We start from the raw sequence: 20,877 nt of genomic DNA on the forward strand, positions 1-20,877 counted from the left end.
TTACTCCTTCATGGTACGAAGTAAGATAAATTCCTGGCTAGGCTTTATCAAATTAATCAAAGGTATATCTTTTTCTATAATTTTTCCTACTATATTTACTTTTTCACTAGCTGGTAAATTTACCTTAAGTATTTGAATTTCCCCCATATACCGTTGGTACTTATCATTATTGATTGTAATATCTCCAATATATCTTTTACCAGTATTATTTTTCTTAATTACCGGTACCGGATGTAATCTCGAATCTTCACATCTCACTACATATTCAGCTGGATCAGGCCGCTGATTATGTTTTCCTAATACATAATCATATAAATCTTTATCTCCATTTTCGCATTTTTTTGTATGGAGTAATATTTGTTTTTTATTTTTATAAGTATCTATTTGCTTTAACGAATCTTCACTAATTCCCCCATCCCCAACATAAACTAAATCTACTCCCATATTTTGTAATTCTAAAATACTAGCTAACGGACTATAATACCGCTGCTTTTCAAGAGTTGGCAGTCCCTCGTATAAAGGACCTCTTAAATTTTCGTCCCCAGCAAAAAATGCCTGAGTAGTAAAGCCATATTTTTTAAACATACGAACTTGCTGCTCTAAAAACTGCTGACTAATTCCTGTATCAGGAGAAGGGTAAAAATTGAACCATGCTTGCACGTTTTCTCGTTTTACATTTAACAAAAGTAGTTCCTTTAACTCTTCTTCGCTAAAAGTACTAGCATTTATCCCAATTTCTATTGAGTTAGACAACTCAGCAATTTTTTCAATTGGCAATTTATCATCTATACGCAAACCAGTTATACCGGCTTTCTTCAAGTTAGGAATTGTATTCATTGATATTTTTAATTTTTTCAAACTACTTTGATCAATATCAACCATTACACTAAGATTCTGTTCTTTTGCTATTTTACCTAATTCTTGTAGATTTTGTTTATAGCTAGTTATATCTTCTTCGGGAATATGAATCGACGTAAAGATTCCTTCAAAGCCGCTTCTTTTCATTTTCCTAATATATTCTCGCGTTCCATCATCAATCTTTTTATTTAAATATACAGAAAAGCCTAACATTTATTCACTCTTTCCAAAAGAAGGCCAAAAAGCATATTACTTTTTGACCTCCTTCTTTAATAATTATTAACTACAGAACTAATATTACCGTTATATTCTTTCAAAATATCCATTGCTTTTTCTTTATCCACACCTGTTTTTAACATAGTAATAGCAACTGCAACGTTCATATCTGCTTTTTCTAATGTATCGCTTGCTACTGACTCTGAAACACCTGTCGCAACTTCTATAATTCTACATGCTCGATCTACTAGCTTAGAATTTGTTGGCATAACATCTACCATTACGTTTTCATAAACCTTACCTTGTTTGATCATAACGCCTGTTGATATCATATTCAGAATCATTTTTTGAGCTGTACCAGCCTTCATTCTTGTTGACCCAGTTATTACTTCCGGACCTACTACAGCTTCAATTGCTATATCAGCATATTTTCCAATTTCTGATTTTTTTACACATGCTATTGAAATAGTAAGAGCTTTTACCTGATTTGCATATTTCAAACATCCTATTACATAAGGTGTACGTCCACTAGCTGCAAGCCCAATTACAATATCTTTCTCATTTAATTTAAGGTCCTTTAAATCTTTCTCTCCTAGTTGTGGATCGTCCTCGGCACCTTCTACAGCGCGGAACATAGCACTTTGGCCACCGGCAATTAATCCAATCGCTCTTTCAGGATTGATTCTATAAGTGGGAACTAATTCAACTGCATCTAATATTCCTAATCTTCCGCTAGTTCCTGCTCCAACATAAATTAATCTCCCACCCTCTCTATATCTTTTTGATGCATATTCAATGGCTTTGGCAATTTCTTTATCTTGAGTACCAACTGCATCTGCAATTTTTTTATCTTCTTGGTTTATTATTTTAACTATTTCAAGAGGAGTGGCGCTATCAATGTGTAGAGACTTTGGATTTCGTTGTTCCGTTGTTAAATCTTTAATATTCATTTTTATCCTCACTTACTAGTTATCTTTAATACGGGCATATCGGCCTTAACGGTACCTGTAGCAATTAGCTTAAAATTAGAAACATCATCCATGTTAGTAATAGTCATAATTACGATTGGATCCTTTCCAGCTTCTTTTATTTTTCCAATATCCATTTGTGCAACAGGTTGTCCGGCTTTTACTATGTCATTTTCTTTTACTTTGATATCAAAAGGACGGCCCTTTAGTTCTACAGTATCCAAACCCATATGCAATAAGATCTCCAAATTTCCTTTAGTTGATTTTAAAGTTAAGGCATGTTTTGTAGACATTACACTAACTACTTTTCCATCAACAGGAGCAACAATTTTCCCATCTTTTGGAATAATAGCAAATCCTTCTCCAAGCATTTTTTGTGAAAATACTTGGTCTTCAACTTCATCTAACTCTTCAATTTGTCCATCTACTGGAGCAACAATTTCTTGTGTTGTTAATTTAAGGCTATCTTTTCTCTCATTTTCATCTGAAGCGGACATATTCAAATTATAGGCTTGCTCCTCAGCTTCTCTTCGTTCTTTAACTTCAGCATCAGCCTCATCTGCAGGAAGCATAGCTTCTTTAGGAACACCCCAGAAGTAAGTAGCAATAAAACCACCAACATAAGAAGCTAACAAACCTAATACATAAGCCCACCACATGTTATGAGCAATTAATGGAATCAAGGCTACACCTGAAGGCCCGATAGCTATTGAGCCAACTTGACCAAAAGCAGCAACTACAGCACCACCAATACCACCACCAACACAAGCAGTAATAAATGGACGTCCTAATGGTAATGTAACACCATAGATTAATGGCTCTCCGACGCCTAAGATACCAACTGGTAAGGCACCTTTAATCATATTTACTAATTGTTTATTTTTACGACACTTTACCCATAAAGCAATTGCAGCTCCTACTTGACCACCTCCGGCCATAGCTAAGATAGGGAGAAGAGGAGTAAATCCAAGTTTTTGAATCATTTCTAGATGGATAGGGGTTAAAATTTGATGTAAACCTAGCATTACCATAGGAAGGAAGAATAATCCTAAGATAAATCCTGAGATTGGTCCACCAACTTTTAGCACCCAATTAATTCCACCTACAAGAGAATTAGAAAACCATCCTGCCAAGGGCATAATTACAAAAATTGTAAATAATCCCATTATTAGTATTGTTAAAAATGGTGTAAAAATAATATCTACAGAGTCAGCAATATACTTATGGAAAAATTTTTCAACATAAGATAATAGCCAAACGCCTAATAGGACACCGATAATACCACCCTGACCAGCAGCTAGAGGTTTTCCATCAAAAATATTAGGAATGGTTACTGGAGCAACAATCCCAGGTAAGTAAACAATACCACCAATGATACCACCCAAGCCTGGAGTAGCCCCAAATTCTTTTGCTGTATTAATACCTACATAAATATTCAAATATGCAAATAAGGCACTAGAAATCATTGCTAATACTGTTACGCCAAGATTCCAGGACATCGGCAATACTTTAGCAGTTAACAAGTTTCTCAGAATTCCCGCAACACCAGAAATTAGTCCGGCACCTACAAATGCAGGTATTAATGGTACAAAAATTGCCGAAATATGTTGAAGAGCTGACCGCCACCAAGTCTTTTTTAGAGAAGCTTTATGAGCTGCATGAACTTCAGCAGCTTTCTTTTCAACTTCGCTTTTATTAGATTGATATGAGCTTGTTTCAGGAAAAGTTTCTCCTTCCTTTACACCAGCCTCATTATTCATTATCGTTGCAACCTTAGTATTAACGCCTGGTCCTAAAACAATTTCCAGTGTATCAGCTTCAACTACTCCTAATACACCATTTATCTTTTTCAATTTCTCCATATTTACTTTAGACATATCTCTGATTTTAATTCTAAGTCTTGTCATACAATGGATCAATGATTCAACATTACCTATGCCACCAATTTCTTGGTAGATTTCATCGCTTAGAATTTGATACTTATCCTTTGACATGATGAGTCTCCTTATATAAATGTAAAAATATTTCATTTAAATATATAAAAAATGTCCACTACATTTAATGTAATCGCTTTCTATACTTAAAATACTAGATCTATTTAATATATGTGTCAATAATTTTCTCTTAATAAGTTGAATATTTTTAATCTATATTTTTAGTTAAAAATAAAACATTGTTACATTTAATGAGAATATTAGTAATTTAGTGTACCGAAAATATATATTCAAAACTTAAAATTTTACTTTCTCTTGCTAACTAAACGTAAGGGGCTTATAATACCTACCATTGTAATGTTTAAATCTACAAGGAGAGGTGAATTCATGAGTCCTTTTTTCTTATTCGTTTATTTAATTTTGGGTGGGATTTTAGGAGGTCTCCTATCAACAATCGCTAGCATGGCTTCTCTAGCAACTTACCCAATACTTTTATCAGTTGGACTTCCACCCGTATATGCCAATACAACCAATGATGCTGCTTTAATTTGGACGGGAGTTGGTTCAACTGCATCATCCCTGAAAGAATTAAAAGGGCATTGGAAAGAAGTAAGTTTCTATTCATTCTTTACAATTGTTGGATCAGCTTTAGGATGTATGCTTTTAATACAATTTCCCGGGAAAATATTCGAAAAAATTGTTCCGTTTTGTATTGCTTTTTCTGGTCTAATGATTTTATTCAGTGGGGAAATTCATCTGGAAAAAGATGGTAATAACCGACTTCTTCAGATTATATCTTTACTTTGCCTAGTAATTACTGGTATCTATGCAGGATATTTCGGAGCAGCAAGTGGTGTTTTGATGCTCGTTATCTTGAACGCCATTAGTGATGACGATTTTTTGACAGTTAATGCTATGAAAAATATAATTGGGGCTCTTTCAAACTTAGTTGCTCTAATTATCTATATGTTTACTGCAAAAATTTATTGGGGCTCAGCTATTCCATTGGCTATTGGTGCCTTAATTGGGAGTTATTTCGGTCCTCGAATCATGCGGCATATTCCCGTTAAAGTTATTCGCTTAGGAATTGCCGTTTTAGCTCTTATTCAAGCAGCTTACTTTGCTTATACTGCATATAGATAAGACAGTTCTAGCTCATTTGCAATACGTAAAAAGCTCTACCTGCGTAAAGGTAGAGCTTTTTCAGTTACTTTTAAATAATTTTCTTTCATTTCAGTTTATATCATCGCAAGCGGCATTTTTTCAGTCGGCTGCGGAAAGTCATTATCAATTAATTTTATTTCATCGGGAGTCAATTTAATATCCTTAGCAGCAATATTTTCTTTCATGTGTTTAACATTGCCTGCTTTTGGAATAGATAAAATATTTCCATTTCTCAAAGTCCAAGCAAGCATCACTTGATGCGGCGTTACATGGTGAGCGCGAGCAACAATCTTAAGATTATTAGTAATTCTGATTGAATCACCCTTACCTGAATTAAATGGAGAATATCCAATAAAGCCAACGCCGTGCTTTTCTTGCCAAGGTAAGACGTTGTACTCTACCCCTCGCTCAGACAGATTATATAGATCTTCATTAGCAAAGCAGTCTTTTCCGCCAGGAACGCTAAATAATTCTTCTAAATCAGCCACATCAAAATTTGACACACCCCAATGACGAATTAGTCCTTCTTTTTGTAATTCTTTAAGTCCACGAACCGTTTCAGATAAACGCTTGTCTCCGCGCCAGTGGAGTAAATATAAATCTAAATAATCGGTTCCTAATCTTTTTAAGCTTCTTTCTAAGCTTCGCCGTTCTAATTCTGAAGAAGCATGATATGGATAAAATTTTGAAATTAAAAAGATTTTACTCCGGTCATATCCTCTAATTGCCTCGCCAACTAGCTTTTCACTTTTTCCTTCACCATACATTTCCGCAGTATCAATTACTTTAATTCCATTATCTAAGCCATAACGAAGTGCAGCAAGTTCATCTTTTTTCTCTGAAGTGTCTTCGCCGATTCCCCAAGTTCCCATGCCTAAACCTGATAAATTATTTTCCTGAAAACTCTTCTCCATCTCTTCTCACCTCACCTAAATTTTACCGCATAAAAAAATAAAATTAAAAATGTTAGCGGTTTAATTTGACTAGACCAATTTTATATTCTATAATGGGCTAGACCAATGAACGAGGAGGTATATATTATGAAAATCATCGTAACTAAAGATAATATTGAAGGCGGCACTAAGGCATTTGAAATTATTAAAAAGGGAATGGAAGATGGCGATAAAGTTTTAGGTTTAGCAACTGGTTCTTCCCCAATTCCGCTATATGACGATATGTGCGACAGCGACTTAGACTTCTCTGATATGACTAGTATTAACTTAGATGAATACTATGGCTTAAATCCAGATAATGATCAAAGTTATCATTACTTCATGCAAAAGCACTTATTTGATAAGAAGCCATTTAAGCATTCTTATATTCCAAACGGAATGGCAAAGGATATTGATGAAGAAGTTGATAGTTATAACGACATTATTGCTGCTAATCCTATTGATATCCAAATCCTAGGTATCGGTAGAAACGGCCATATCGCTTTTAACGAACCAGGTACTCCATTTGGCAGTTTAACTCATAAAGTTCAATTAACTGAGAGCACCATTAAGGCCAATTCACGTTTCTTTGATAACGAAGATGAAGTTCCTCGTCAAGCCATTTGTATGGGAATTAAATCCATTATGCAAAGTAAGAAGATTGTTTTACTTGCATTTGGCGAATCAAAACAAGATGCAGTTAAAGCCTTAGTTGAAGGCCCTGTTACTGAAGAGGTACCAGCATCTATCTTACAAGATCACCCAGATGTAACAGTTATTTGTGATGAAGTTGCTGCCGCAAAACTTGATCCAAAATATAGAAACTAATCCTCATTAATCAGACCGTTTACTTGAGCGAATTAATCTTTTTAGATTAGTTCGTTTTTTATTTGATTGAATAGAATTCTTTTGTCTTTAATCTACATTTTTTAAGATCTACTCTTGACTTTTTCACTTAACTCTTTTTTCAAAAATAGCTTGCCTACCTACCAGATATTGAATTACACTATTAAAGCAAACTATATATTGTAGAAAGAACGTGATGACAGTTATTGTATTGAGCGGGCCCATTGGAGCCGGAAAATCCAGTTTAACCAGTCTTCTTGCCGAACATTTAGGTACTCAAGCCTTTTATGAGGGTGTAGATAACAATCCAATTTTGCCACTTTATTATAAAGATATGGCTCATTATACTTTTCTATTAAACACTTATCTTCTAAACCACCGTTTAGCTCAAATTAACCAAGCTATTCGCGATCATAACAGCGTGTCTGATCGTTCAATTTATGAAGATGCCCTATTTTTCAAAATGAATGTTGATAGTGGTATTGCTGATCCTACAGAATTCAAGATTTATGATAGTTTACTTGAGAATATGATGGAACAAGCACCTGGTAATCCAAGTAAAAAACCAGATCTTTTAATTTATATTCATGTTTCTCTTGATACTATGCTTCACCGAATTCAAAAACGTGGTCGTAAGTTTGAACAATTATCAACCGATCCAAGTTTAAAAGATTACTATGCTCGCCTTTTATCATATTACGAGCCTTGGTATGAAAAATATAATGCATCCCCTAAAATGATGATTGATGGTGATAAATACGACTTTGTTGCCAATGAAAATGCACGAAAGAAAGTTATCAGCACAATCGATCAGAAACTTACTGATATAGGTAATTTGAACTAGTTAACGAATAGAAGGAACGTGATGACAGTTATTGTATTAAGCGGGCCCATTGGAGCCGGAAAATCCAGTCTAACAGGTATCTTATCTAAATATTTGGGTACTAATCCCTTTTATGAAAGTGTAGATGACAATCCTGTTTTGCCATTATTCTATGAAAACCCTAAAAAGTATGCCTTTTTACTGCAAGTTTATTTCTTAAATACTCGTTTTCAAAGTATTAAGTCAGCCTTAACTGATGATAATAATGTACTTGACCGTTCTATCTACGAAGATGCTCTTTTCTTCCAAATGAATGCAGATATTGGGCGTGCTACTCCAGAAGAAGTCGACACTTACTATGAGCTCTTGCACAATATGATGAGTGAACTAGATCGGATGCCTAAGAAGAATCCTGATCTCCTTGTTCATATCGATGTCTCATACGATACAATGCTCAAGAGAATTCAAAAACGCGGTCGTAACTATGAACAATTAAGCTACGATCCAACTCTAGAAGATTACTACAAGCGTCTACTTCGTTATTACAAACCTTGGTATGAGAAGTATGACTATTCACCAAAAATGACTATTGATGGTGATAAACTTGATTTCATGGCAAGTGAAGAAGATCGTCAAGAAGTCCTAAATCAAATTGTGGCTAAGCTCAAAGAAATGGGTAAACTTGAAGACGACTGGAAACCTAATTTAGTTAAATAAAGCAAAACTGCGATCCAATATGGATCGCAGTTTTTTCTTACTCTAAAAATCAATGTCTTGAGGCACCACTTACAGCATCAGCTGCTTCACCTGTTAACTGATTTTCCTTAGTAACAGGATATGGTTTCATCACACTTCTGCTCGTTGAAGAAATGCCCCAGTCAGCACTGTAATTAATATGATCAATCTTAGCATGTTTAATATCTTCAATTGTCTTACAGCCGGTTAATTGCATATCAATCAATAATTCCTTATTTAATTGCTCAATAACTGATTGAACACCTTGTGCACCACCAAGTGCTAAGCCATATAAGAATGGGCGGCCAATACCGACTAAGTCTGCACCTAATGCTAATGCTTTAAAGACATGAGAGCCGCGACGAACGCCGCCATCAAGAATAATTGGAACACGATGATTTGAGCTTCTTACTGCCTTAGCAATTTCAGGTAAAACATCAATCATCGCAGGAGCGCCATCTACTTCACGTCCTCCGTGATTAGAAACTACGATCCCATCTGCTCCAGCCCCAATAGCAAGCATAGCATCTTCAGCACATTCAACTCCTTTAACAATTACAGGAACATCAGCAATTTCCTTTATTTTACGAATATCATCTGGTCCAATATTTTGAGCCGATGAAGCATACATTTGTGCAACGCTTTGGCCTTCACCCTTTCCACCGTTCCATTCATTAAAGAAAGCCAACGGTACCGGATAAGTAAAGTTTGTTCGTAAGTTAGCTTCACGATATCCACTAACTAAAGCATCTACTGTTAGGAAAAATCCCGTAAAACCCGCTTTAACTGATTCTTCAATTACCATCTTATTAAAGTCCCAGTTTTTGCTTAAATATAGTTGCATAAATCTAGGAGAATCCCCTACTGCACTTTGTACTTCTTGTACACTCTTATTTGCATAGGTACTCATCGCAAATAAGGCCCCAGCAGCTTTTGCACCTTTTGCAGTATCAATTTCTGCTTCGGCGTTTGCAATACCATGGCATGCAATTGGACAAATCATAACCGGGGTCTTTAACTTCATCCCTAAAAACTCAGTATTAAGTTCAGGGTTTTGCATTCCAGTCAAAGCTCGAGGAACTATTTGAAAATGATTAAATGCTTGAGTGTTATTTCGCCAAGTCCATTCATTTTCAGCACCACTAGCTACATAGTAATAAGCAGCTTCTGGCATCACATATTTTGCCTCATTTTCCAGTTCATCTAAGTTAACCATATGTAACTTTTCTTCTCTTGTACTTTGTGGAAAGCCCTTATAGTAAGTTGTCATCGTACATTCCTCCAATTTTATAACGCATGTTTCTTTACACTTTAATTTTAAGACTATTTTTTTAAATGAGTAACTAATAGCCCTTACGAAGTAATTCACTATCTCTTATAAGGTTTACTTTCAGAAAGTTTTTACAAGCTTTTATCGCTAAAATTCGCGTTTACATTTATTTATGGGAATGCTACACTATAAAAGTTGCTTATTTAAAGCTTAAAAACGAACATTATGTCTGGAGGACAAAATGAATTTTATAAAAAACTACTTTCATTTAGAAAAGTTAGGAACTAATGTTAGAACTGAATTTATTGCTGGGTTAACTACTTTTATTAGTATGTCATATATTCTTTTCGTTAACCCTAGCGTTCTTGGCGCTAGTGGAATGAATACCGGCGCTGTCTTTACCGCTACTGCTTTAGCAGCTGCTCTTGGTACAGCAATCATGGGAATTGTTGCCAACTACCCGATCGGTGAAGCACCTGCCTTAGGTATTAACGCATTCTTTGCTTACACAGTATGTATTGGCATGAAAGTATCCTGGGAAACTGCTTTAGCTAGTGTTTTTGTTGCATCAATTATCTTTATTTTAATTACCTTATTTAAGCTAAGAGAAAAGATTATTGATTCAATTCCTTCAGACTTAAAATTTGCCATTTCTTCTGGTATTGGTTTATTTATCGCCTTTCTTGGATTACAAAACGGTGGCTTAATCGTTGCTAATAAATCAACTTTAGTTGGTTTAGGATCACTTCATAATCCACTCGTTTGGATTACTATTTTTGGTTTAATTGTTACGGTAATCTTGATGATCTTAGGCGTTCCAGGTGCTATTTTTATTGGAATGATTGCCGCATCAATCTTTGGAATTTGTACTGGTCAAATTGCCGTTCCTCATAAGTTTATCTCCTTAGCACCAAGCTTAGCTCCAACTTTTGGTCAAGCAATTTTCCACGTTAAAGATATTAACTCTTTGCAGATGTGGGTTGTTGTTTTAACTTTCTTACTTGTTACCTTCTTTGATACTGCCGGTACTTTAATCGGTCTTGCTCAACAAGCTGGCTTTATGAAAAATAATAAAATGCCACGTGTTGGTAAAGCATTAGCTGCTGACTCAACTGCTATGATGTTTGGTTCAATCTTCGGTACTTCACCAGTTGGTGCCTTTGTTGAATCAAGTGCTGGTATCGCTGTTGGTGGTCGCTCTGGTTTAACTGCTGTCTTTGTAGCCATTTTCTTCTTGATCTCAATGATTTTTAGTCCACTACTTGGTGTCTTTACTACACAAGTAACTGCTCCTGCGTTAATTATCGTCGGAGTTTTAATGGCACAAAATACCGCACATATTCACTGGAACAAGTTAGAAATTGCCGTACCTGCATTTTTAATCTTACTTGGTATGCCTCTTACTTACTCAATTTCCGATGGTTTGGCATTAGGGATGATTACTTACCCAATTTGTATGGTTTCTGCAAAGCGTGGTAAAGAAGTTAGCCCAATGATGTGGGTACTGTTTGTAGTATTTATCATCTTCTTATGGGTATTGAATTTTAAATAGATTGAAACTCAAGAAAAAAGCTCGTGCTGATGCACGGGCTTTTTTGGTTAATCAAAAATTTTTCTGTCAATTTTAAATATTGTTTTACTCTCTACTGATTTCCAAACAATAAGATTTTTTACCGCATTTTGGACAAGTCAATTTTCTAAACTTAGGCGTATGCGGGGCTAAATTAAATGCCAGAAATGATGGTATAAATACATCTCCGCAATTAGGACAAACATATTCAACATTATCGTAGTAGTACTTAGATAGGGTACCTGCTCCTATTGTTGCTATCCCTATCACCGCAACACTTAGCTGCAGCTTAAAAGCATATAGGAGACTAATTCCTATCAATTCACCTAATATTAGCAGAATACACCAAAATATCATTTTTCGTCTTAAAGCTGAAAGTCTATTTTCTTTTCTCATAATATCTGTAATGCCAGAGTAATTGGTTAACACAGCAGGCAACAACTTTATTTTTTGCAAGTGTTCTATTTTAGCTTGCTTTTTACTTATTTCATCAATTTTCCTCTGATTCTCTTGATATTGTTCTTTAAGCAATAACTCAAGTGATTGACTCCCATGCTCATCTTGAATGAGCATTTTTATTTGCTTTAATGAAAATCCCAATTCTTTTAGAAAAATAATTAATTCAATTTGCCTGATTTGCTCTTCGCTGTAAAAACGATAGCCGTTCTCTTTGATATAAGCGGTCCTCACTAAATCTTTTTCATCATAATATCGCAAAGTACGCGTACTTATTTGTAATTTCTTTGCTGCTTCTCCGATGGTATATCTCTCTGGCATTACTTTCACCTCCTAGCTTTAAGATATCAATTAACGTAAGGTTAAGGTCAACTCTTAAATTATAAAATATTCTATTTCCTTGGAAATATGGTTCGACTTTTAAACCAATTTTCTTATTTTTGTACCTATTATTCTATATTTTTTTGATTTAATCGAATAATTATAGTTTTTATTCTTGAAATAGTTAATATTTTAGATATAATTTTAGTTGAAAATTCGCTTTTAAATGATTAAACACATAAATTAATCATTTAAAATTATATTTTCCTTTAAAATCCGAACATTACCATTCTTGGAGGGCTACATGAATTCAATTGGTAAATTTTTCCATTTAAATGAAAACCATACTTCATTTAAAACTGAGTTTTTAGCTGGATTAACTACTTTTGTAAGTATGTCTTATATCCTTTTTGTTAACCCAGCTGTTTTAGGAGCAAGTGGCATGAACAAAGGAGCGCTATTTACCGCTACTGCCTTATCTGCCGCCTTCACTTGTATTGTAATGGGAGTAATTGCCAATTATCCTATTGCCTCTGCACCAACTTTAGGACTGAATGCATTCTTCACTTATACAGTCTGCTTAGGAATGCATGTAAAATGGCAGACTGCTTTAGCTGCCGTTTTCGTTGCTTCAATTCTTTTCATTTTACTAACTGTATTTAAAGTACGTGAAATGATTATTGACGCCATTCCTAGTGATATCAAATATGCTATTTCTGCTGGTATTGGTTTATTTATTGCCTTCATTGGACTTCAAGGTGGTAAATTAATTAGTAAAAGTGATTCAACTTTAGTTACTGTTGGTTCCTTAAATAATCCACTTGTTTGGATTACAATCTTTGGTTTAGTAGTAACGATTTTCTTAATGATTGCCAAGGTTCCTGGTGCTATCTTTATTGGAATGATTGTTGCGGCAATTTTCGGTATTGTAATTGGTCAAATTCCAATGCCAAAAGCCTTTATCTCAGGTGTTCCGAGTCTTTCACCAATTTTTGGTCAGGCTATTTTTCATATTAGTGATATCAATACAGTTCAAATGTGGATTGTCGTCTTTACATTTTTACTAGTTACTTTCTTTGACACTACTGGAACCTTAATCGGTCTTGTTCAACAAGCTGGCCTTATGAAAGATAACAAAATGCCACGTGCTGGTGAAGCTTTAGCCGCTGACTCATCTGGTATGTTAGTGGGATCCGTTCTTGGTACTTCCCCAGTTGGTGCCTTTGTTGAATCAAGTGCCGGTATTGCAGTCGGTGGTAGAACCGGTTTAACCGCTGTTTGGGTTGGTATTTTCTTCTTGATTTCTACTATTTTTAGTCCAATCTTGAGCGTCTTTACAACTCAAGTAACTGCTCCTGCTTTGATAATCGTTGGAGTATTAATGGCTGAAAACTTGGCACACGTTCACTGGACTGATCTTGAAATCGCAATTCCATGTTTCTTAATTGCTCTTGGTATGCCACTTACCTATTCTATTTCAGATGGACTTGGCTGGGGACTAATCATTTATCCAGTATCTATGCTAGCTGCTAAGAGATTTAAAGAAATCACGCCAATGATGTGGATCCTGTTCTTTATTTTTGTTATTTACTTCGTTGTTTTGAATATTAAATAGTATTGATTGTCTTCTATATATTAAAACAAGTAGCTTTTAAGGCTACTTGTTTTTTGATTTCAAATTGACATCTTTTGCTAACTAATTGACGCCTTATGATGTTCGAACTTACGGCTTTTATTTCCTAAGAAATTCTTTCTCTAATTTGCGCATATCTAAAATTTCTGCTAGAATACTTAACAATCAAGTTATCTATATATCGTCGAAATAAGGTCGACAGTATCTACCCTGAGCCATAAATTCAGGACTATAGGTATCAGAGGTCATAAATTGCTTTAAAGGACATCTTTTACCCATGGCTCTTAGGTAAACTGTGTCCTTTTTTCATTTTTATTTTATGTTGGAGAAATGATGCAATTTTTAGACAAAGTCTTTCATTTAGAGGATGCTCATACTAATGTTAAACGTGAATTAATTGCAGCCTTAACTACGTTTGTTTCATTGTCATACATCCTTTTTGTTAACCCTAATATTTTAGGTGCAGCTGGTATTAATAAAGGAGCTGCCTTTACTGTTACTGCAATTGCTACCGCAATTGGTTGTTTCTTGATGGGATTTATTGCGAATTATCCTATTGCTTTAGCACCAACACTTGGTAGTGCAGCCTTTTTCTCATATAACGTTGTTATCGGAATGCATATTAATTGGCAAACTACCCTAGCTAGTGTATTAGTGGCATCAATTTTATTCATTTTGATTACTGTTTTAAAGCTTCGTGAAAAAGTTGTTGATGCAATTCCTCAAGATTTAAAATATGCTATTTCTGCTGGTATTGGCTTGTTCATTGCTTTTATTGGATTGCAAAATGGTAAATTGATTGTCGACAATAAATCATCTCTTGTTGGTCTTGGTTCATTTAACAATCCAGCAGTGTGGATCACACTATTTGGTTTAATCTTGACTGTCATCTTAATGGCAGCGAAAGTACCGGGCTCAATTTTCATTGGGATGATTGTAACTGCTATTTTCGGAATGATTATTGGTCAAATTCCAATGCCACATGGTATCGTTTCTGGAACTCCAAGTATTGCACCTACTTTCGGTCAAGCAGTATTCCACTTAAAAGATATCAATACACCACAGCTATTTATGGTTGTTTTAACATTCTTACTTGTTACATTCTTTGATACTGCTGGTACCTTAATTGGTATGACACAACAAGCTGGAATGGTTGACAAAAACGGTAAAATTCCACGAATTGGAAAAGCTTTCTTGTCAGACTCACTAGCTATGGTTGAAGGTTCTGTTCTAGGTACCGCTCCGCTTGGTACTTCTGTTGAATCAAGTGCCGGTATCGCAATGGGCGGTAGAACTGGTTTAACTGCTATTTTCGTTGGTATTCTATTCTTAATCTCAATGATCTTCAGTCCGCTTTTAGCAGTAATCCCAACTACTGTAACGGCTCCTGCTTTAATCATAGTCGGAGTTCTGATGGCAGGAAATCTTAAATACATTCATTGGGATAACTTTGAAATTGCCTTCCCATCTTTCCTAGTAGTAGTTGGTATGCCATTAACTTACTCCATCTCCGATGGTTTAGCCTTAGGAATGATCGCTTATCCAATTACCATGATTGCTTCTAAGCGCTATAAAGAAGTATCTCCAATGATGTACATTTTATTTGTAATCTTTGTTATCTTCTTCTTAATTACTAATATGGGTTAATTAATAATCTTTTTCAAGCTAGTAATGCTATCTATTAAGATGCAAGCATTGCTAGCTTGTTTTTTTGCCTCAATTTTCATTAAATTGAATTACGAGATGAGGCAAAATGGAATTTGCCGAACAAATAAAACGCCTTCGAAAAGAAAATAACTTAACTCAGGAAGAGATGGTCAAGAAACCGAATATAACTAGACAGGCGATCTTTAACTGGGAAAATAATCGTAATCTTCCAGATTTTGAAATGATTATTTGATTGCAGAAACATTTGATGTTTCCCTCGATAAATTAATTTTAAGAGATAAAAAGATGAATAAAATTAAGCAAACTTTGATTAATGATGGTAAAAGAACACGTGCAGCCAAATTTAATATGGTCACTACTATCATCGGGAGTGTATTCATTATTTTAGGAATTATTTTTTCTTAATTAGTGCCACTTCTGTTTCTTACATTGATCGTAACGGTATTTTGCACGAAAACTTCTTCTTAATTCCATTAGGCTATCTTTCATTATTTGTAGAGATAGTGATCATTATTACGTGGGTAATAAATTCGATTCGTCTTGCAATTAAAGAAAGAAAAAATAATTAAACTTAAATTTTACGCGAGTAATATGCGATAATTAGGATAAAAATAACAATGGAGAATTATTTTTTATGGTAGTCAAACCTATTATTCATGATGAACTTTCTTTAAAATTTAAGTCTCTACCAGCAACTAAACAAGATTTAGGAGCAGCCACTGATTTAAAGGACACTTTACTTGCTAATAAGGATAGAGCAGCCGGTCTCGCCGCAAATATGATTGGTGTTCAAAAGCGAATTATCGCTTTATTTGTTGGACCACTCCCAATTGTGATGCTTAACCCAATTATTGTGGCCCAAGATGACAAATATCTAGCTTATGAGGGTTGTCTTTCTTTAACTGGAGAGCGCCCAACTGAAAGATACAAGAACATCACAGTTAAATATCAAAATGAGAATTTAGAAACTCGGCAGCAAAGTTTCTCTGATTTTACTGCTGAGGTAATTCAACATGAAGTTGATCATTGTAATGGAATTTTGATTTAATTAAAAAATTTTTACGTATAATATTTTTCACAAAAAAGGTAGAGTACTCGACCTGAAAATCGAATACTCTACCTTTTTTATTTTAGAATTGGCGATTCGTTGAGTCACGTTCAACTTTAATTCTAACTATCAAGTGGATTAAATTATACAGCAAGGTTAATGCTAATAAAATTATCCAAAAAGCAATAAATGCATAAATAATTAGTAAAATAGCTGGAAAAACACCTAAAAAAGTTGCTACTAAACTATCAGCTAACTTCAATTTCTTATTCAGAATTCCTTCTCTAATCATCTGATAGGTCTTAAATCCTAAATAGCCTGAACCTGTGATTCCAGCCAACCTTAATAAGAGATCAATATTTACAAAGGCACAAATTATGCTAAAGCCTATATAAAAACTACCAATTACAACTACAATATCTCGGCCTATTTTTGTAATTGCGTGATCTTCTTCTAATTTTTGTTCCATATCAATAAGGTAATAAATAATTGCACATACTGCCACTAGTCGATATACCCAGCTTACATTTTTTAAGGCTAAAAATATCACTACAATACTCAGAATGATTCCTATTACGCCGATAATATGATTCAACTTTCTATTTTTAAGAATTAAGTCCGGGCGCATCTACTCATTCCTTTCTTTTTTCTACAGTTCTCGGTTAGTTCCGTCATGTTCAACCTTAATTCTGACAATTAGGTGAAGCAGATTATAGGCTAAAGCAAAAATCAAAAGAAATAGCCAAAGAATGTCTTTAGGAGTAAGTAATATAAGCAAGATTGCAGCTCCGAGCCCGAGACAAATTGCGACTACACTCTCAACAAATTTTAACTTTTTATTCTTCAAATCTTTACGAAATACCGTATTTGTCTTAAAGCCTAAATATCCTGCACTTATAATGCCAAAAGCTAGTAATAAATAATTTAAATTAATGAAAGCAAAAACAATACTAGTCAGCTCATAAACTATTCCAAGGATAATAAAAATAATCTTCTGCGTCCTATTAATTGCCTTACTGTCTTCAAGCATCTGTTCCACATCAATCCAGTAGTAGAGAATAACTGCTACGACAATGAAAGTAAGTAGCCAACCAATATTTTTCAATGTGAAGAAAACCATCATCAAAGCAATCAACAAGCTGATAATGCCAAAATACTTATCTTGCTTTTTTCTTTTTGCTGATTCAACCCATCTTTTATCGTCCATCTACTCACCTTCTTAAAGTATTTGTCTAGATTTTACTATGAAACAATTATTTTAACAATTATTTAATTATATTTTTATCAAATACATCAATCTTTACTGTTGACAAATGTAAACTAAAAATTATATGATTACATTTGTAAACGAAAGGAATATATAAATGAACGAAACAAATTTATCTTCCATTTCATACAGTGAATGGGAAGTAATGCGCATTGTCTGGACATTAGGTGAAACAAATACGAAACAAATTTTAAACGAGCTTCAGGCTAAAAAAGATTGGACAGATTCTACTATCAAAACTTTAATTAGACGTCTCGTTCAAAAAGGCTGGTTAAATGCTAAGCGAGATGGACGCCGGTACATCTACACGGCTACGGCTAATCAAACTGAAATGATGTACAACGAAGCTAAAACCTTACTAAACAGAATGTGTGACATGCACAAGGGAGAAGTAATTTTGAAACTTCTAGAAGACGCCCCTGTTTCTAAAAGTGATTTAATGAAGATGAAAAAAGAAATTAGTCAAAAAGAAAAAACGGCACCTGAGATGGTTCCCTGCAATTGCTTAAAAACAGGGTCTACTATTTGTTAGGAGGAAATAAGAATGAGCATAAGTCAGATCGTTGCCTTAATCGTAGGTGTAATTTTAATCGGCTTTATTATTTGGTGGTTCTTTGGCAAACATAAAGAAACTGCCGGTACGAGCACAATTGTTAATGATGAACAAACTGCAACAATTGTTGTAAATGGTGGTTATTCACCTTCAACGGTAATTCTTAAAAAAGGTGTGCCGGCTCAAGTTAACTTTGACATGCGCGACTCAACAGCATGTTTATCCCATGTTGTTTTCGAACAATTAGGAGTTAATGAGGACTTAACCAAACAAAAAATTACTACTGTCAATATTCCGACAGACAAGGCCGGAACTTATAACTTTACTTGCGGAATGGATATGTTCCACGGAAAAGTCATCGTTAAATAAAGAAAGGATCTATTAAAATGAGTATTTTTTCAAAAAATCAAACCAAAAAAGTTGTTGTCAACGCAGAAAATCATGGTTATAAACCAGATACCATTACTTTTAAGCAAGGTAAACCAGCGCAATTAAAATTTATTCCATCTGACAATATGGGCTGTATGAACGAAGTAGTTTTCAAAGACTTGAATATAGATGACAAACTTGATGGTAAAAAAGAAGTTATTGTCAATATCCCTACAGACAAGCCTGCTACTTATAATTGGAGTTGCGGAATGGACATGTTTCATGGGAAGGTTGTTGTTAAATAATGAAGTTATCAAACATTAAACGATTTTGGATATCGTTTATCCTCTCTATCCCCATGCTTATCCAAATGTTTGCAATGCCATTTCATTGGATGATGCCTGGATATAACTGGATTGCTCTTATCACAACCACAATAATTATGGCAATCTCTGCACTTCCTTACTGGAAAAGCGCTATTGCTGCTTTCAAAAAGCATAGTGCTAATATGAATACCTTAGTAGCTACTGGTACAGCTGTTGCGTATTTCTATAGTATCTTTGCTATGATTACCAACCGTCCAGTTTACTTTGAAAGTGCCGCATTTGTTACAGTCTTCGTCTTATTAGGCGACGCTATGGAAGAAAAGATGCACGATAACGCATCAAATGCATTAGGTAAATTAATGGGTTTACAAGCAAAAGATGCGGAAGTTCAAAGAGATGGTAAATTTGTAAAAATTCCACTTGATCAAGTTCAAGTTGGCGATATTATTCGTGTTAAGCCAGGTGAAAAAATCCCAGTTGATGGTGAAATTCTAGAAGGTGTTACTACACTGGATGAATCAATGGTTACCGGTGAAGGTATGCCAGTAGTTAAAAAAGTTGGCGACACTGTTGTAGGTTCAACTATTAATAGTAACGGTACAATCACTTTCAAGGCTACTAAAGTTGGTTCTGACACCATGCTTGCTCAAATTGTTGATTTAGTTAAAAAAGCTCAAACTAGTCATGCTCCAATTCAAAACTTAACGGATAAAATTTCTAATATTTTTGTCCCTGCTGTTATGATTATTGCTATCTTAACTTTTATCATTTGGTACTCATTCCTTGGAGCAACCGCTGTTGAAGCAATGCTTTTTGCAGTTAGTGTGATCGTTATTGCCTGCCCATGTGCTTTAGGACTTGCTACTCCAACTGCTTTAATGGTTGGTACTGCTCGTAGCGCTAAAATGGGAGTTTTGATTAAGAATGGTGAAGTTCTTCAAGAAGTTAGTGACTTGAATACTGTTGTCTTTGATAAAACAGGTACTATCACTGTTGGTAAACCGGAAGTTACTGATATTGTCGGTGACGAAAAACAAGTTTTAAGTGTTGCTGCAAGTCTTGAGGAATCATCTGAACACCCTCTTGCTACAGCAATAGTTAAAAAAGCAGATTCTGAAAAATTGCAAATCGAAAAAGTTAAAGACTTTGAAGCAATCGAAGGTAAAGGCGTTAAAGCTAATTACCATGATCAAACAGCTTTTGTTGGAAGTAATCGTTTATTAGCTGATGTAAATATTTCCCAGGAAATGAATCAGCAAGCTACAAACTTACAGGAAGAAGCTAAAACAGTTGTTTATGTCGGCTTAAATGGTGAAATTATTGGCTTAATTGCTATTCAAGATATTCCTAAGCCAAGCTCTAAAGAAGCTATCAGCGAACTTAAGAAACGTGGATTAAAGACAGTAATGCTTACAGGCGATAATGAAAAAGTTGCTCAAGCAATTGCTAATGAAGTTGGAATTGACCAAGTTATTGCTGGTGTTTTACCAAACGAAAAAGCCGAGCACATTCAAGAGCTTCAACAAAATGGCGATAAGGTAGCCTTTGTTGGGGATGGTATCAATGACGCTCCTGCTCTTTCAACAGCTGATGTTGGAATTGCCATGGGCTCTGGTACTGATATTGCAATTGATTCTGGTGGTATTGTCTTAGTTCAAAATGATTTACGCGGTGTAGTGCGTGCCCTAGATATCTCAAAGAAGACCTTCAACCGTATCAAGTTAAACCTTTTCTGGGCGCTTATCTATAACACAATTGGCATTCCAATTGCTGCTGGATTATTCGTTGGTTTAGGCTTTACACTAAGTCCTGAACTAGCAGGTTTAGCTATGGCCTTTTCATCTGTTTCAGTTGTTGGTAGCTCCCTACTTTTGAATAAAGCAAAAATTGCCGGAACTAACTAATGTAATTTATTTTTAT

The 20,877-nt window shown here is 34.8% G+C and carries 20 protein-coding genes, 1 pseudogene and 1 riboswitch; of the genes and pseudogenes, 13 read left to right on the top strand and 8 right to left on the bottom strand.

All coding sequences use genetic code 11. The annotated features are described in order from the left end of the window. From GTO82_RS09440 to GTO82_RS09450, 3 genes are read right to left on the bottom strand one after another with little or no spacing between them, the layout of a single operon-like run. Nucleotides 1-1,071: a MupG family TIM beta-alpha barrel fold protein gene (locus GTO82_RS09440; RefSeq protein ID WP_180873313.1), complete on the bottom strand. Its 1,071-nt coding sequence runs from the start codon at nt 1,069-1,071 to the stop codon at nt 1-3. A gap of 56 nt (nt 1,072-1,127) precedes the next feature. Next, on the bottom strand, nt 1,128-2,024 hold the full coding sequence (gene murQ / locus GTO82_RS09445) for an N-acetylmuramic acid 6-phosphate etherase (protein ID WP_004898203.1): 897 nt from the start codon (nt 2,022-2,024) through the stop codon (nt 1,128-1,130). 8 nt (nt 2,025-2,032) lie between these two features. Further along, entirely contained in the window at nt 2,033-4,036 is a 2,004-nt protein-coding gene (locus GTO82_RS09450) for a glucose PTS transporter subunit IIA (RefSeq protein ID WP_180873314.1), read from the bottom strand. Between the two features lie 327 nt (nt 4,037-4,363). Here GTO82_RS09450 and GTO82_RS09455 point away from each other — a divergent pair, with 327 nt between their 5' ends. Beyond that, the gene (locus GTO82_RS09455) at nt 4,364-5,119 is read left to right on the top strand and encodes a sulfite exporter TauE/SafE family protein (RefSeq protein WP_180873315.1); all 756 of its coding nucleotides are present in this window, start codon (nt 4,364-4,366) and stop codon (nt 5,117-5,119) included. A gap of 95 nt (nt 5,120-5,214) precedes the next feature. Here GTO82_RS09455 and GTO82_RS09460 read toward each other — a convergent pair whose 3' ends face one another. Next, nucleotides 5,215-6,054 (bottom strand): aldo/keto reductase, encoded by an 840-nt coding sequence (locus GTO82_RS09460; RefSeq protein WP_180873316.1) that lies wholly within the window; start codon nt 6,052-6,054, stop codon nt 5,215-5,217. A gap of 126 nt (nt 6,055-6,180) precedes the next feature. Between GTO82_RS09460 and GTO82_RS09465 the strand changes: the two genes are divergently transcribed. The 3 genes from GTO82_RS09465 to GTO82_RS09475 all read left to right on the top strand — a co-directional run bounded on the left by GTO82_RS09465 (nt 6,181) and on the right by GTO82_RS09475 (nt 8,458). After that, the gene (locus GTO82_RS09465) at nt 6,181-6,900 is read left to right on the top strand and encodes a glucosamine-6-phosphate deaminase (RefSeq protein ID WP_180873317.1); all 720 of its coding nucleotides are present in this window, start codon (nt 6,181-6,183) and stop codon (nt 6,898-6,900) included. Nucleotides 6,901-7,111: 211 nt separating this feature from the next. After that, nucleotides 7,112-7,762, top strand: coding sequence for a deoxynucleoside kinase (locus GTO82_RS09470; protein WP_172475918.1), 651 nt, complete (start codon nt 7,112-7,114; stop codon nt 7,760-7,762). Nucleotides 7,763-7,783: 21 nt separating this feature from the next. Beyond that, a complete protein-coding gene (locus GTO82_RS09475) occupies nt 7,784-8,458 on the top strand; it encodes a deoxynucleoside kinase (RefSeq protein ID WP_004896404.1) in 675 nt (224 codons plus the stop codon). Between the two features lie 49 nt (nt 8,459-8,507). Here the strand turns inward: GTO82_RS09475 and GTO82_RS09480 are convergent, their stop codons facing one another. Beyond that, nucleotides 8,508-9,746, bottom strand: a complete 1,239-nt coding sequence (locus GTO82_RS09480) for an alpha-hydroxy-acid oxidizing protein (protein ID WP_180873318.1) — start codon at nt 9,744-9,746, stop codon at nt 8,508-8,510. Nucleotides 9,747-9,987: 241 nt separating this feature from the next. Here GTO82_RS09480 and GTO82_RS09485 point away from each other — a divergent pair, with 241 nt between their 5' ends. Next, nucleotides 9,988-11,298 carry an NCS2 family permease gene (locus tag GTO82_RS09485; RefSeq protein WP_004898217.1) on the top strand — a complete coding sequence of 437 codons (1,311 nt, stop codon included), beginning with the start codon at nt 9,988-9,990 and terminating at the stop codon, nt 11,296-11,298. Nucleotides 11,299-11,382: 84 nt separating this feature from the next. Here the strand turns inward: GTO82_RS09485 and GTO82_RS09490 are convergent, their stop codons facing one another. Continuing rightward, a complete protein-coding gene (locus GTO82_RS09490) occupies nt 11,383-12,093 on the bottom strand; it encodes a MerR family transcriptional regulator (RefSeq protein WP_180873319.1) in 711 nt (236 codons plus the stop codon). 304 nt (nt 12,094-12,397) lie between these two features. On the opposite strand from GTO82_RS09490, the gene GTO82_RS09495 reads away from it, so the two are divergent. The 4 genes and pseudogenes from GTO82_RS09495 (at nt 12,398) to GTO82_RS09510 (ending at nt 16,442) form a co-directional block, all read left to right on the top strand. After that, a complete protein-coding gene (locus GTO82_RS09495; protein WP_180873320.1) occupies nt 12,398-13,708 on the top strand; it encodes an NCS2 family permease in 1,311 nt (436 codons plus the stop codon). A 172-nt stretch (nt 13,709-13,880) separates the two neighbouring features. Then, nucleotides 13,881-13,978: riboswitch (purine riboswitch) on the top strand. Between the two features lie 81 nt (nt 13,979-14,059). Continuing rightward, entirely contained in the window at nt 14,060-15,373 is a 1,314-nt protein-coding gene (locus GTO82_RS09500; RefSeq protein WP_180874127.1) for an NCS2 family permease, read from the top strand. A gap of 106 nt (nt 15,374-15,479) precedes the next feature. Further along, nucleotides 15,480-15,963, top strand: a pseudogene (locus GTO82_RS09850) (DUF3955 domain-containing protein). A 65-nt stretch (nt 15,964-16,028) separates the two neighbouring features. After that, on the top strand, nt 16,029-16,442 hold the full coding sequence (locus GTO82_RS09510) for a peptide deformylase (protein ID WP_180873321.1): 414 nt from the start codon (nt 16,029-16,031) through the stop codon (nt 16,440-16,442). A gap of 82 nt (nt 16,443-16,524) precedes the next feature. Here the strand turns inward: GTO82_RS09510 and GTO82_RS09515 are convergent, their stop codons facing one another. Both GTO82_RS09515 and GTO82_RS09520 read right to left on the bottom strand, forming a co-directional pair. Next, the gene (locus tag GTO82_RS09515) at nt 16,525-17,070 is read right to left on the bottom strand and encodes a hypothetical protein (protein ID WP_180873322.1); all 546 of its coding nucleotides are present in this window, start codon (nt 17,068-17,070) and stop codon (nt 16,525-16,527) included. A gap of 21 nt (nt 17,071-17,091) precedes the next feature. After that, nucleotides 17,092-17,649, bottom strand: a complete 558-nt coding sequence (locus GTO82_RS09520) for a beta-carotene 15,15'-monooxygenase (RefSeq protein ID WP_180873323.1) — start codon at nt 17,647-17,649, stop codon at nt 17,092-17,094. Between the two features lie 157 nt (nt 17,650-17,806). Between GTO82_RS09520 and GTO82_RS09525 the strand changes: the two genes are divergently transcribed. From GTO82_RS09525 to GTO82_RS09540, 4 genes are read left to right on the top strand one after another with little or no spacing between them, the layout of a single operon-like run. Then, nucleotides 17,807-18,241 (top strand): CopY/TcrY family copper transport repressor, encoded by a 435-nt coding sequence (locus tag GTO82_RS09525; RefSeq protein WP_180873324.1) that lies wholly within the window; start codon nt 17,807-17,809, stop codon nt 18,239-18,241. Between the two features lie 12 nt (nt 18,242-18,253). Then, a complete protein-coding gene (locus tag GTO82_RS09530; protein ID WP_180873325.1) occupies nt 18,254-18,631 on the top strand; it encodes a cupredoxin domain-containing protein in 378 nt (125 codons plus the stop codon). A 17-nt stretch (nt 18,632-18,648) separates the two neighbouring features. Further along, nucleotides 18,649-18,936, top strand: coding sequence for a cupredoxin domain-containing protein (locus tag GTO82_RS09535; RefSeq protein ID WP_004898239.1), 288 nt, complete (start codon nt 18,649-18,651; stop codon nt 18,934-18,936). Then, entirely contained in the window at nt 18,936-20,861 is a 1,926-nt protein-coding gene (locus GTO82_RS09540) for a copper-translocating P-type ATPase (RefSeq protein WP_180873326.1), read from the top strand. Before GTO82_RS09535 ends, GTO82_RS09540 begins: the two co-directional genes overlap by 1 nt. Nucleotides 20,862-20,877: the final 16 nt, after the last annotated feature.

It is taken from the genome of Lactobacillus johnsonii (assembly GCF_013487865.1).
GTDB classification, from domain to species: domain Bacteria; phylum Bacillota; class Bacilli; order Lactobacillales; family Lactobacillaceae; genus Lactobacillus; species Lactobacillus johnsonii_A.